The organism is Prevotella sp. ne3005, assembly GCF_900110085.1.
Taxonomy (GTDB): Bacteria; Bacteroidota; Bacteroidia; order Bacteroidales; family Bacteroidaceae; genus Prevotella.
Genome location: NZ_FOCK01000003.1, coordinates 239,042 through 252,822 on the forward strand (window position 1 = coordinate 239,042; position 13,781 = coordinate 252,822).

General features: G+C 48.2%; 8 protein-coding genes. 7 read left to right on the plus strand and 1 reads right to left on the minus strand.

From position 1 onward, the window contains the following. The first annotated feature begins 1 nt into the window (after position 1). The 3 genes from BMY16_RS15305 (at position 2) to BMY16_RS05805 (ending at position 5,156) form a co-directional block, all read left to right on the plus strand. Positions 2-289, plus strand: a complete 288-nt coding sequence (locus tag BMY16_RS15305; RefSeq protein WP_139207138.1) for a hypothetical protein — start codon at positions 2-4, stop codon at positions 287-289. Further along, the gene (locus BMY16_RS05800; protein ID WP_091841040.1) at positions 258-2,702 is read left to right on the plus strand and encodes a cysteine peptidase family C39 domain-containing protein; all 2,445 of its coding nucleotides are present in this window, start codon (positions 258-260) and stop codon (positions 2,700-2,702) included. The genes BMY16_RS15305 and BMY16_RS05800 overlap by 32 nt, the downstream gene beginning before the upstream one ends. 249 nt (positions 2,703-2,951) lie before the next feature. Continuing rightward, positions 2,952-5,156, plus strand: coding sequence for a peptidase domain-containing ABC transporter (locus BMY16_RS05805; protein ID WP_091840825.1), 2,205 nt, complete (start codon positions 2,952-2,954; stop codon positions 5,154-5,156). 218 nt (positions 5,157-5,374) lie between these two features. Here BMY16_RS05805 and BMY16_RS05810 read toward each other — a convergent pair whose 3' ends face one another. Beyond that, positions 5,375-6,229: an OmpA/MotB family protein gene (locus BMY16_RS05810; RefSeq protein ID WP_091840826.1), complete on the minus strand. Its 855-nt coding sequence runs from the start codon at positions 6,227-6,229 to the stop codon at positions 5,375-5,377. A gap of 124 nt (positions 6,230-6,353) precedes the next feature. Between BMY16_RS05810 and BMY16_RS05815 the strand changes: the two genes are divergently transcribed. From BMY16_RS05815 to BMY16_RS05830, 4 genes are read left to right on the plus strand one after another with little or no spacing between them, the layout of a single operon-like run. After that, positions 6,354-8,867, plus strand: coding sequence for a M1 family aminopeptidase (locus BMY16_RS05815; RefSeq protein WP_091840828.1), 2,514 nt, complete (start codon positions 6,354-6,356; stop codon positions 8,865-8,867). 17 nt (positions 8,868-8,884) lie between these two features. Beyond that, entirely contained in the window at positions 8,885-12,592 is a 3,708-nt protein-coding gene (gene purL, locus BMY16_RS05820) for a phosphoribosylformylglycinamidine synthase (protein WP_091840830.1), read from the plus strand. Between the two features lie 44 nt (positions 12,593-12,636). After that, positions 12,637-13,209, plus strand: a complete 573-nt coding sequence (locus BMY16_RS05825; RefSeq protein ID WP_091840832.1) for a chromate transporter — start codon at positions 12,637-12,639, stop codon at positions 13,207-13,209. Beyond that, entirely contained in the window at positions 13,206-13,781 is a 576-nt protein-coding gene (locus tag BMY16_RS05830; RefSeq protein WP_091840833.1) for a chromate transporter, read from the plus strand. Before BMY16_RS05825 ends, BMY16_RS05830 begins: the two co-directional genes overlap by 4 nt.

Below are 13,781 nucleotides of genomic sequence, written 5' to 3' on the forward strand. Positions count from 1 at the left end.
TATGAAAGAATTAAAACAAAACAGTCTGGAGAGCGTTGATACTCAGAATTTACTTTCTGAAATGGAAATGCTAAACGTGTATGGTGGGCAAGTTACTCCAAATGGTGGAAATATGAATTGTACAAATAACACAACAACTTGTTCTGACAATCAAGCATGCCATTATAACGATAATTGTGAACACAATACGGTTTGCGAAAGTAATGTAGGATGTAATGGTCAATGTGGTAACGGAGGTGGTGCCAGAGGAGACGATAATGATACAGATTCTCCGACACCTCAAGGTTAATAGAAACATTCCTCACTTCCCTCAGATGGAAGCCATGGACTGCGGGCCTGCATCGTTGAAGATGATTGCCAAGTATTACGGCAAGTCTTATACGATGCAGACTTTTCGTGAGCGTTGCTTTATCACCCGTGAGGGAGTGTCAATGCAAGGCATCAGCGATGCTGCCGAGCGAATCGGCTTCAGAACATTAGGAGTGCGGTTGACATTTGAGCAATTGGCAAATGAGACACTATTGCCCTGTATACTGCACTGGAACCAAAACCATTTTGTGGTATGCTATAAGATCAAACGGAAGAAAAATATTGTTTATTATTGTCGAAGAGTTCTTCATTTATTCCTTCTGATGATATTGCCTTATAGTGTCTTTGCGCAAAAGGATTCTGTCAGCATTTCTCAATCAGATAGCATCTACAAAAGCATAGATTTAAAGGAGGTAACAATTAGTGCAAGCAATTTGCTCCATCACGGTGACAAGGACATTTGGCTCGTCACCGATGAAATGCGGAAAAACACATTTGATACATTCTCACTCATCGGCAAAATACCAGGGATGTATTATGACAAGAAACTTAAAAGCCTCCTCTATAACAATAGGGAGAATGTCTTATTGCTGATTGACGGAAAGGAGAAAACCAACAGCTATATAGGGAAACTTGCTAACATCAGGTTCAAGAAGATTGAAGTAACGGAACAGCCCAAAGGGCGGTACAGCGATTATTATGCTGTGATAAACGTTATCACAAAAGACAATTGGGAAGGTCATGAGATTGATGCTGATGCCTATACTATCATGAAACCTGCCTCAGGCTATGATCAGTTCTTTACATATACAAATGAGGATATATCATACTCGTATGCACGACTAGGAATCAATGTTGCACTCCATTACGATTATACGCACCGTAATGAGCATAAATACTCTACTTTATATAAAAGGAGCAATGCGGTAGAAATGTTCTCATTAGCAGAGAATCAACCTACGGATATCAGATACTACAATATACATAATTCCTGGATTGATGCAGATTATGATATAAACAAGCATCATAGCATATCTGCTAAATTTGTATATCGAACGGCCAATGATAATACAAGAAAAGAATATCTAATGTCGTCAAATCATGGAAGCGACTATACATTCCGAAGAATTTCGGATTCTAATACAAAACTTCATACTTATATTGCCAGTCTTTTTTATAGAGGGACGATTGCCAAGACAAAGTTATATTCTGACTTTACATTCAACAGACAGAATAGCGTGCCGATTTATGCTTACAAAGAATCTACAGGCTATGAAACCGTAAGTGATGGTATAAGCTACAGAATGTTTACACAATTCAGTTTCGATACTAAGACCCAGTTGAATGATCATTTCTCCCTAAACATAGGGTATATGAATTATAATAGGTGGACTAATATAAGGATGTCCGGTACTGAGACAAACTCCGGATTATACAGAAACCAGTTATATGCTGTTATGAATATGGATATTCTGGAGAATTTGAGGTGGCAGATCTCTGGTGCTATAGAACATTTTCGGACTACGGCATCAGGAATTGGCGCAAGTAATAGTAAGATTTGGGAGGCAGGCACAAAACTGCGGTATAATTATGGAGGCGGTAAAAACGAACTAAGTCTCGGTTATCAGGCGAGAACATCATATCCTCAAGTCAATCAGACAAATGCCGCTGAGATACGGGTAGATTCTTCTCTCGTAAGAAAAGGAAATCCTCTTCTGAAACCCATGACTATACATAATCTGTCTTTAGAATTTAAGTTAGGGATATTCCGGTTTGAGGCGGGCTTGGACTATCTTGACAATTACATATCTTCAGTATACAGGCAACAAAAAGGAGGCTATCTGCTGACCTATGATAATATTGGACAAGAGAATTGCCTCCTGGGAGTGTTGGCATATAAGAACATTCATCTGTCGGAAACACAAAATTTGGTGTTATGCGCTCATCTAGAGCAACATTATAGCAAAATTAGCGGAAATGATATTTCTTCGAGTCTGTCCTTTCAGACAGGTGGGTTCTATATAGATTACTCCTCTGATTTGTGGTCAATTTCGCTTGGTTTTGACAAAAGATGTACATATCAACTGTCGGCTAATACAGAGGCTAATAATGGAAATGACTGGTGGACTGTTTCTGTAAGAAGAAGTTTCCTGAAAGACAGGTTGAATGTCGATGTCTCCTATGTGTTACCTGTCAAGCTGGGTGTAACCAGAAATCGATATGAATGGACAAATACCCCATACTACGAAAACAGGTATCAATATGATTTTTATGCACTCCAACGGCATACCATAGATCTGACGGTGACTTACAAATTTGCCAAAGGTCATCAGATCAGGAAGAAGAATAACCGGCATAAGGAAGAAAATGAGGATTTTATCCTTAATGAATAATTCATTCTAATATTAACAATTTAAAAACAATCAAATTATGAAAAAGGACATAGTCAAATCAGTTGTTACGTCGGAGGATAGTATTCTCTCAGAAATGGAAATGATCAATGTTTTAGGAGGCGACGGTGATGGAAATAACAGCAATACGAAATGCTCAAATAATAGAGATTGCTCAAGTAATGGAACCTGCGAGGGTAATACAGGATGTCATGGAAACAAGAAGTGTAAATATCTGTACGACCCATTAGCATGATTTTTCCTCACTTCCCTCAGATGGAATCTGTTGACTGCGGGCCTGCATCGTTGAAGATGATTGCCAAATATTATGGCAAGTCTTACTCGATGCAGACCCTTCGTGAGCGTTGCTTTATCACCCGTGAGGGAGTTTCGATGCAGGGCATCAGCGATGCTGCTGAGCGAATCGGATTCAGGACATTAGGGGTACGGATAACATTTGAGCAATTGGCAAATGAGGCACCGCTGCCCTGTATCCTGCACTGGAATCAGAATCATTTCGTGGTATGCTACAAGATCAGGCGGAAGAAGAATGGCGCTGCCCATATCTACGTTGCTGATCCTGCTTCACAAAAGTTGGTCTATCAGAAAGAAGAGTTCCTGAAATGCTGGATTTCCACCACACGGAATAACAGACCTCAAGGATTAGCCCTACTCTTAGAACCTGGACCAGAGTTCAATTCTATCAAGGACGAGCCGACATCCACTCGGCGCGACCTGCTGTTCTTCCTACGCTATTTCCTGCCTTACAAGAGGCAGATGACTTGGCTTCTGCTATTGTTCGTGGCTGGTTCTGGCATACAGATGCTGTTCCCGTTTCTGACTCAGGCATTAGTCGACAAGGGTGTCAATGGCAAAGACCTGGGGCTGATCACCTTGATACTGATAGCCCAACTGGTGATTTTCTTCTCGCAGATGATGATGAGTTTCGTGAGGAGTTGGATTACGCTCCGCATGAACGCCAAGATCGATATTGCGCTCATCTCCGACTTCCTGATGAAACTGATGCGTCTACCACTACACTATTTCGATACAAAGAAGACGGGTGACATCATGCAACGTATCGGAGACCACAGTCGTATCAAGCAGTTTTTGATGGGGTCGTCAATGAGCATCATCTTCTCTGTCTTCAATTTCTTTGTCTATGCGGCCATCTTAGGCTACTACCACCTGCCGATATTGGGGCTGTTCTTGCTGGGTAACACGTTCTATGTGCTCTGGATTCTCTATTTTATGCGGTATCGCAAGATTCTCGACACCAAACGTTTTAATCTATCGGCCACCGAACAGAGTAACATCGTGCAGCTGGTGCAGGGTATGCAGGAGATCAAGCTGAACAACTGCGAACGGCAGCGGCGATGGGAGTGGGAACGCATACAGCAGAAACTGTTCAAGATTAACGTGAAGAGCCTGCAACTCGGACAGACACAGCAAATAGGCTCACTTTTCTTCTCGGAGATTACGAATATACTTATCACTTTCCTGGCAGCCAAGACAGTTGTAGACGGTGGGATGACTTTAGGTATGATGATGTCGCTGACCTATATCATCGGACAGGTCTCGGCACCTATCCGTGACTTCATCGCCTTCGCCCAGACCTTTCAGGATGCCAAGATCAGTATTGAGCGCCTCAACGAGATTCATCAGAAAGAAGACGAGGAACAATCAATAGAGGGAAAGCTGGTGGAGTTGCCTGTCGACAAGACCATCACCCTTGACCATGTATCATTCAGTTATAGTGGAGCGCGACGGGGCTATGCTTTGGAAGATGTGTCGCTCGTGATACCAGAGCACAAAGTGACAGCCATCGTAGGCAGCAGCGGCAGCGGAAAGACCACCCTCATTAAGCTAATACAGGGTTTCTACGAGCCTTTAGAGGGAGAGATTAGGGTTGGCGGAATCATGCTAAGCACCATCAATCCACACCTGTGGCGCAGTAAAACGGGCAGTGTGATGCAGGATGGCTTCATCTTCTCAGACTCCATAGAAAGGAATATTGCAGTAGCCGATGACCATATTAATAGTGAAAGACTGCACCATGCTATTGAAGTTGCAAATATCGGAGACTACATAGAGTCGTTGCCACTGAGGCTATATACCAAAATAGGCAGCGACGGTAACGGTCTCAGTCAAGGTCAGCGCCAGCGTATTCTTATCGCCCGCGCTGTGTATAAAGCTCCCGAATACATATTCTTAGATGAGGCGACCAACTCGCTCGATGCCCAGAACGAGCGCATTATCATGGAAAACTTGCGGGCTTTCTATCGGGGAAAGACCGTCGTTGTGGCAGCCCATAGGCTTAGCACCGTCAAGGAAGCTGATAACATCATCGTTCTGGAAAAGGGAAGAATTGTTGAACAAGGCACACACCAGCAACTGATTAACAGAAAAGGGACTTATTTCTGCTTAGTAAAGAATCAGTTGGAACTGGAGGATTAGATAATAAGCACAGCTTTTTGGAGATAAGCAGTACTTATTGAAAAATAAAGGGTTCTTATTTGGAAATAAGCAGTACTTATTGGGGGAAAAGCATCGGTTATAGTTTATTCCCTATATATTGTAACCTATCAAATAATCAAATGCCCCCTGTGACCCCTACGTCCCCCTAACCGTTGGACGTAGGGGTCACAGGGGGCACCTGATTTTGTGTTTAATAACTATTCTTCACTGTCAGGAGCCTGGCCGATGAGGTCCATAAACTCATCGAGCTTCGGCGTGATGATGATCTGGGTGCGGCGGTTGCGCTGCTTGCCAATCTCGGTATCGTTAGAGGCGATAGGATTGTACTCACCGCGTCCACCTGCCGTGAGGCGCTTCGGGTCAACACCGTAGTCGTTCTGCAGGGCCTGAACCACTGACGAAGCACGGAGCGTTGAGAGGTCCCAGTTGTTACGGATATTGGTCTTCTTGATGGGCACATTATCCGTGTTACCCTCAATCAGCACATCATAGTCCTTGTAGTCCTTGATAATCTTGGCGATCTTCGAGAGTGTCTGGGCGGCACGGCTGTTAATCTCATACGAGCCACTCTTGTAGAGCATGTTGTCGGCCAGTGAGATATAGACCACTCCCTTCAGCACCTGAACGTCGACCTCCTTCAGCTCATCCTGAGACAGCGAACGGGTCAGATTGTTCGTCAGCACCATGTTCAGAGAGTCGCTCTTCGACTTCACTTCCACCAGATGGCGGATATACTGGTTGGACTCGTTGATCTGGTCGACGAGCTTCTCGATAGAGATATTGTTCTGAGAAGCGTTGGTCAGACTCTTATCCAACGACTGCTGCAGAGCATTATACTTGGCTTCAGCATTCTTCAAGGCCTGCTGCAAACCACGCTGCTGCTCTTCGAGGGCCTGGATGCGGGCGTTCTTGCCGGCCAGGTCTTCCCTGGTATCCTGCAACTTCTCTGTGAGCGACTTGTTCTCTGTCTGGCAGTTCGCCAGATCCTTCTTGCTGGCACAGCTGGTCATCAGACCAACAGCCAGAGCTATCAAAAAAATACTTTTCTTCATACCTAATTAATATTAAAAAAGACTTATTCGGTGCAAAATTAGTGAACTGGCAGAAAAAACAATGAAAATATGCTTGGAATTAGAATTATTTTAATTAAATTTGCACTCAAAAACCAAATAAGAGATGAAAAATATCAAAACACTCCTCACTGCAGCACTCTGCATGGTTGCATTCTGTGCCTATGCGCAGCAATTGACAAAGGGCGTCTCGAAAGAGCTCGCAGCCCAGCGAAAAGCCAACATCAGTAATGTCATCTACGATCTGACTTTCCACATCCCAGGCAATCCTCAACAGAAGATTACGGGTAAGAACGTCATCACTTTCGACCTCAAAGAGAAGGCAGATGTCGTACTCGACTTCCAGGGTGAGTTTGACGGCAACTGTACCGTTATCATCCGGAAAGGCAAGAACAAGAAAGAGAAGCGTAAGCCAGTCATCGCTACTTATCAGAATGAACATATCATCATCCCCAATAAGCTGCTCGTACCTGGTACAAACCGTGTGGAACTGAATTTCACTGCCACCGACAAGGCTTTGAACCGTCATCAGGACTATATGTACACCCTTTTCGTGCCTGATAACGCCCGGTCATGCTTCCCCTGCTTCGACCAGCCCGACCTCAGGGCCCGTTATCTCACCGACATCAAGGCACCTGCCGGTTGGAAGACCATGACCAGCGATCCCTGCTGTCCGCTTCCCACCAGTCTCTATTCCTTTGTAGCAGGCAACTTCTATGAGAAGATAGGCACCCGCGACGGACGTCCCATGCGAGCACTCTATCTCGAAACAGACCCTGACAAGGTCAATCAGATTGACAACGTGTTCGACGAGGTGGCCGCTTCCCTGAAGTGGATGGAAGGCTATACCGGCATTGCCAATCCTTTTGGCACAGAGTATGGTATGGTCATCCTGCCCAACTTCCAATTTGGCGGTCAGGAGAACCCTGGTGCCATCCAGTTCAATGACCGTCGGATCTTCCTCGACAAGAACGCTACCCAGGAGGACAAGCTGAACCGTACCGAACTGATTGCGCACATGACGGCACACCTCTGGTTTGGCGACCTCGTGGCTCCCGAGTGGTTCGAGGATCTGTGGGCAGAGGAGTTGATGGCAAACTTCATGGCCTCAAAGATTACCCGCAGACAGTTCCGTGGTGTGGACCACGACCTGAACTTCCTCAGAACCTATCAGGCCCGTGCCATCGCCATCGACCGTACAGAGGGTACCCACGCCATCGCCCAGGAAATCTCGAATATCGATCATGCCAGTCTGCTCTATGATGACATTATCTATGATAAGGGCCCGGTGATGATGCGTATGCTTGAGAACATCATGGAAGCACCTGTATTACAGAAGGCTCTTCAGAATTACCTGGCTGACAACGCCTATGGCAATGCCTCTTGGGACAAGTTCATCCAAACACTCGAGAAAGAGGCCTCCGGCATCAGCGTCAGACAATATATGGATGTTTGGGGAAAGGAGAAGGGATTGCCCCATATCCACACCAGCTACCGCAACGGACAGATCGTCGTGTCACAGTCCGACCCCTACGGACGTGGTATCTGCTGGCCGCAGAAGTTCGAGATCCGTCTTATCCATGAGTTAGGCAGCAGCAAGGTGCTCACGGTTAACATGACGAAGCCCACCATGACTTTCAAGTGCAGCACCCGTCCCGACTATATCATTCCGAACTTCGACGGACGCGGCTATGGTATCTTCACCCTCGACGACGACTACGCCAAGAAGTTGCCGATGCGTCTTATCACCACCCACAACGACCTGCACCGCTACTGTCTGTTGCAGACCATCCACGAGAACTACCTCCAGGGCAAAATACCACCCTCACATTTCGGCGAGCTCTACCGCTTTATGATGAAGGAGAAGAATCCGCTCATCATGTCGACAGGCGTCGATCAGATGTTTAAGATCTCTACCGACATGCCCATGTCGTCACGCAAGACCCTTGAGCTCTGTATCATGGACCTCCTGGGCGAGAACAAGTCAAAGGAGTGCCGACAGTATATCCTCAACAAACTCGCTGCCAATGCCGTTTCTCCCGAGGTGCTCGACAAGATCCAGAAGATGTTCGATGCCCATAACGACCCTGCCTTCAGTGAGCGCGACTATATGAACATGGCCTATCGTCTGGCCATCGTTCGCCCTGAGCGCCGTGAAGAGATTCTCAGCAAAGAGCGCGGACGCCTGATGACTCAGGAACTGAAAGACGAGTTCGACTTTGTCAGCCGCGTCTGCAATCCCAGTGCTGAAGCCCGTACACAGTTGTTTAACGAACTGCTAAAGCCCGAGAACCGCAAACAGGAGGTATGGGTACTGCAGACCCTGCGCCTACTCAACTCCGACGTCTATGAGCCACAGAGCAACAGTTATATCCAGCCAGCCCTGAAAGCACTGCCCAGTCTCTTGGAGACCAACAGCATCTTCTTCCCCACCAATTGGGCAAAGGCATTGCTTGAAGGACATAAGAGCGAAGGTGCCAAACAGGAAGTAACCAGCTTCTTGAACAGCAGCAGCTGTCCAGACAACTTGAAGAACAAAGCCCGTGAGGCCTCTTGGGTACTCATGAAGCAGATTCCCTATGTGGAGAAAAGCAACACCACAACCAAGAAGAAGAAATAAAAACAATTAGATAAAACATGATACGTTTTTTTCAGACCCCACAAAAAACGGTGATTGCAACAGAGGTTGATCACCAGTTAAACGAACAGGAAATCAAGGAATTAAACTGGCTGTATGGCGAGGCTACTCTGCTGGACGCAGAGCAGTTGGAGGGTTACTTTGTTGGTCCGCGCCGTGAGATGGTGACCCCATGGTCAACCAACGCCGTAGAGATCACCCAGAACATGGGCCTTCAAGGCATCAGTCGTATTGAGGAATATTTCCCCGCCAGCAGCAAGGATGCCGAGCACGACGAGATGCTGCAGCGCATGTACAACGGCTTGAACCAGGACATTTTTACGATCAACATCAAACCGGAGCCCATCAAGTATGTGGATAATCTGGAGGAATACAACGAGCAGGAAGGACTCGCCCTCAGTCCTGAGGAGATTGAGTACCTGCACGGATTGGAGAAACAGAACGGTCGTCCGCTGACAGACTCTGAGATCTTCGGTTTCGCCCAGATCAACTCAGAGCACTGTCGTCATAAGATCTTCGGTGGCACCTTTATCATCGACGGCAAGGAGATGGAGAGTTCACTCTTCGCCATGATCAAGAAGACCACCCAGGAGAACCCCAACAAGATTCTTTCTGCCTATAAAGATAATGTGGCTTTCGCACAGGGTCCTGTTGTGGAGCAGTTTGCCCCGAAGGACCAGAGCACGAGCGACTATTTCCAGGTGAAGGATATCGAGAGTGTGATCTCGCTGAAGGCTGAGACGCATAACTTCCCCACAACGGTGGAGCCCTTCAACGGTGCCGCTACAGGTACAGGTGGTGAGATCCGCGACCGTATGGGTGGTGGTGTCGGTTCTTGGCCGATCGCTGGTACTGCTGTTTATATGACAGCCTATCCCCGTCTGCACGACGATGAGGGCGCAGCCCGTGACTGGGAGGATATCCTACCTGTTCGTCAGTGGCTGTATCAGTCCCCTCAGCAGATTCTGACCAAGGCCTCTAACGGTGCCTCTGACTTCGGCAACAAGTTCGGTCAGCCGCTGATCTGCGGTTCTGTGCTGACCTTCGAGCATCAGGAGGGTAAGGAGAAATACGCTTACGACAAAGTGATCATGCTGGCTGGTGGTGTGGGTTACGGCACCAAGCGCGACTGTCTGAAGAAGGAGCCTCAGAAGGGTAACAAGGTCGTTGTGGTTGGTGGTGATAACTACCGTATCGGCTTGGGTGGTGGTTCTGTATCATCGGTAGATACAGGTCGCTATAGCAACGGTATCGAGTTGAATGCCGTTCAGCGTGCCAACCCAGAGATGCAGAAGCGTGCCTACAACTTGGTGCGTGCCCTCTGCGAAGAGGATGTGAACCCCGTTGTTTCTATCCACGACCATGGTTCTGCAGGTCACCTGAACTGTCTCTCTGAGCTCGTGGAGGAGTGCGGTGGTGAAATCGATATGACCAAACTGCCTATCGGCGACAAGACACTTTCAAGTAAGGAGATCATCGCCAACGAGAGCCAGGAGCGTATGGGCTTGCTCATCGACGAGAAGCACATTGAACATGTACGTAAGATTGCTGAGCGTGAGCGTGCTCCGCTGTATGTGGTCGGTGAGACCACTGGCGATGCCCACTTCTCGTTCAAGCAGGGCGACGGTGTGAAGCCTTTCGACCTCGATGTGGCTCAGATGTTCGGACACTCGCCGAAGACCATCATGAAAGATAATACCGTAGAGCGCCATTATGAGGATGTGACCTACAGTCAGGATAAGATCAATGAGTATCTGGACCGCGTGCTTCAGTTGGAGGCTGTGGCTTGTAAGGACTGGCTCACCAATAAGGTGGACCGCTCTGTAACAGGTAAGATTGCCCGTCAGCAGTGTCAGGGTGAGATCCAATTGCCTCTGAGCGACTGTGGTGTCGTAGCCCTCGACTATCGTGGTGTGAAGGGTATTGCCACTGCCTTAGGACATGCTCCTCAGGCTGGTCTGGCCAATCCTGCTGCCGGCAGTGTTCTCTCAGTAGCCGAGGCCCTGACCAATATCGTTTGGGCTCCTCTGGCCGAGGGTATGGATTCACTGAGTCTCTCAGCCAACTGGATGTGGCCTTGTCGCTCTCAGGAGGGTGAGGATGCCCGTCTGTATGAGGGTGTGAAAGCACTGAGCGACTTCTGCTGCGACCTACATATCAACGTGCCTACTGGTAAGGACTCGCTGTCTTTGAGTCAGCAGTATCCAAATGGTGAGAAGATTATCTCTCCTGGAACGGTGATTGTATCAGCTGGTGGTGAGGTTTCTGATATCAAGAAAGTGGTATCGCCTGTATTGGTTAACGACAAGAACGCATCACTCTATCATATCGACTTCTCATTCGACGAGCAGCGCCTGGGTGGTTCTGCCTTTGCCCAGAGCTTAGGTAAGGTGGGCGACGATGTGCCTACAGTGAAAAACGCCGAGTACTTCGCTGATGCCTTCATGGCTGTTCAGCAGATGATTGAGAAGGGCTGGATCATGGCTGGTCATGATATCTCTGCCGGTGGCCTGATCACCACCCTGTTGGAGATGTGTTTCGCCAACACCAAGGGTGGTATGCACATCAACCTGCACGACATCTGCAAGGATGGCGACGTAGTGAAGGCTCTCTTCGCTGAGAACCCAGGTGTGGTGATCGAGGTAAGCGATGAGCACAAACAGGAGTTCAAGGACTTCATGGAGGAGCAGGGTGTTGGCTTTGCTAAGATTGGTTATCCGGTAGAAGACAGCCGCAGCATTGTGGTCAAGGCTGGCGATGAGGAGCTGCCCTTCGATATCGACGCCCTGCGCGATACCTGGTATAAGACCTCTTACCTGCTCGATCGCAAGCAGAGCTTTAATGGCAAGGCCAAGGAGCGCTTCGAGAACTATAAGAAGCAGCCTATTGAGATGAAGTTCAACAAGGACTTCACTGGTAAGTTGGCTCAGTATGGCATCTCTGCCGATCGCCGTCAGCCCTCTGGTGTTAAGGCTGCTATCATCCGTGAGAAGGGTACTAATGGTGAGCGTGAGATGGCTTACTGTCTGTATTTGGCTGGCTTCGACGTGAAGGACGTGATGATGACCGACCTGATCAGTGGTCGCGAGACACTCGAGGATATCAATATGATTGTGTTCTGTGGTGGATTCTCCAACTCCGACGTACTGGGTTCTGCTAAGGGTTGGGCTGGTGCTTTCCTCTTCAACCCCAAGGCCAAGGAGGCACTCGATAAGTTCTATGCCCGCGAAGACACCCTCTCACTGGGTATCTGTAACGGTTGTCAGCTGATGGTGGAACTCGGTCTCACTGGTGCCAAGGGCGCTAAGATGCTGCACAACGACTCTCACAAGTTCGAGAGTGAGTTTATCAGTCTGAGCATTCCCCAGAACAACAGCGTGATGTTCGGCTCATTGAGCGGTAACAAGCTCGGTCTGTGGGTAGCCCACGGAGAGGGTAAGTTCTCCTTGCCTGAGGCAGAGAGTGCTTACAATGTCATCGCTAAGTACAACTACGCAGGCTATCCCGCTAATCCTAACGGTTCTGACTATAACGTGGCAGGTATCTGCTCTGCCGACGGTCGTCATCTCTGTATGATGCCTCACCTGGAGCGTGCCGTATTCCCCTGGCAGAACGCCTGGTATCCTGCTGACCGCCGCAACGATGAGGTCACACCTTGGATTGAGGCCTTCGTAAACGCACGTAAGTGGGTTGAGGAAAGAATCTAGGTTATCCTAGGGAGTCCTAGGTTATTCTAAAAAGACTGAGACTGATGAATCTCTACTGGGAATCTTTTAAGACTTTCTTTAAGATTGGCATATTCACCCTCGGTGGTGGATATGCCATGATTCCTTTGATTGAGGAAGAGGTGGTAAATAGGAAGCAGTGGGTGTCGAAAGACGAGATGCTCGACCTGATTGCCATTGCCCAGAGTTGTCCTGGTGTCTTTGCCATCAACATCGCCACCTTCGTAGGCTATAAGCTGAGGAAGACGCGTGGTGCCATTGCTACTGCCATCGGCACTGCCCTACCCTCATTCCTCATCATCCTGGCCATAGCCATCTTCTTCAGTCAGTTTAAGGACAACCGTTTCGTAGCAGCCATGTTCCGCGGCATCCGTCCGGCTGTAGTGGCTTTGATTGCCGTGCCTACGTTCCGCTTAGGTCAGAGGGCCAATTTGAATTGGTACACCGTCTGGATTCCCGTTGTCTGCGCCCTCGCCATCTGGGCCCTCGGTGTTTCACCTATTTATATTATTATAATAGCTGGTCTGGCAGGCTATCTCTACGGCAGATTTGTTCAGGGAGACAAGGATACAAGTAAACAAGGAGTTCAAGACAAATGATATTTTTATCTCTTTTCATCACGTTTTTCAAGATAGGCCTCTTTGGCTTTGGTGGGGGATACGGTATGCTCTCGCTGATTCAGCATGAGACCGTAGAATCACACCATTGGCTATCGACGGCTGAGTTTACCGACATCGTGGCTATCTCGCAGATGACGCCAGGTCCTATCGGCATCAACTCTGCCACCTACTGCGGCTATACGGCCATCCACAATGCGGGCTATGGTCACGCGATGGCTGTCCTTGGCTCTACTACGGCTACTTTCGCCCTGATGCTGCCCTCGCTCATCCTGATGATTCTCATCAGCCGGATGTTTATGAAGTATATGAACACCCATCTGGTACAGTCGGTCTTCACGGGGCTGCGCCCTGCTGTGGTGGGACTATTGGCTGCCGCCACCCTGCTGCTCTGCAACAAGGAGAACTTCTCCACGCCGATGGAGAACCCCTGGCAGTTCTTTATCAGTGTGGCCCTCCTCATCGCTACGGCTTTCGGCACGGGCTATCTGAAGATCAACCCCATCCGGATGATCTGCTATGCCGCCGTCGCCGGACTACTGCTACTCTACTGA

Coding starts and splice junctions, on each gene's coding strand:
- BMY16_RS05805 (WP_091840825.1), top strand. CDS start 2,952: ATGATTTTTCCTCACTTCCCTCAGATGGAATCTGTTGACTGCGGGCCT.
- BMY16_RS05815 (WP_091840828.1), top strand. CDS start 6,354: ATGAAAAATATCAAAACACTCCTCACTGCAGCACTCTGCATGGTTGCA.
- BMY16_RS05810 (WP_091840826.1), bottom strand. CDS start 6,229: ATGAAGAAAAGTATTTTTTTGATAGCTCTGGCTGTTGGTCTGATGACC.
- BMY16_RS15305 (WP_139207138.1), top strand. CDS start 2: ATGAAAGAATTAAAACAAAACAGTCTGGAGAGCGTTGATACTCAGAAT.
- purL (WP_091840830.1), top strand. CDS start 8,885: ATGATACGTTTTTTTCAGACCCCACAAAAAACGGTGATTGCAACAGAG.
- BMY16_RS05800 (WP_091841040.1), top strand. CDS start 258: ATGATACAGATTCTCCGACACCTCAAGGTTAATAGAAACATTCCTCAC.
- BMY16_RS05825 (WP_091840832.1), top strand. CDS start 12,637: ATGAATCTCTACTGGGAATCTTTTAAGACTTTCTTTAAGATTGGCATA.
- BMY16_RS05830 (WP_091840833.1), top strand. CDS start 13,206: ATGATATTTTTATCTCTTTTCATCACGTTTTTCAAGATAGGCCTCTTT.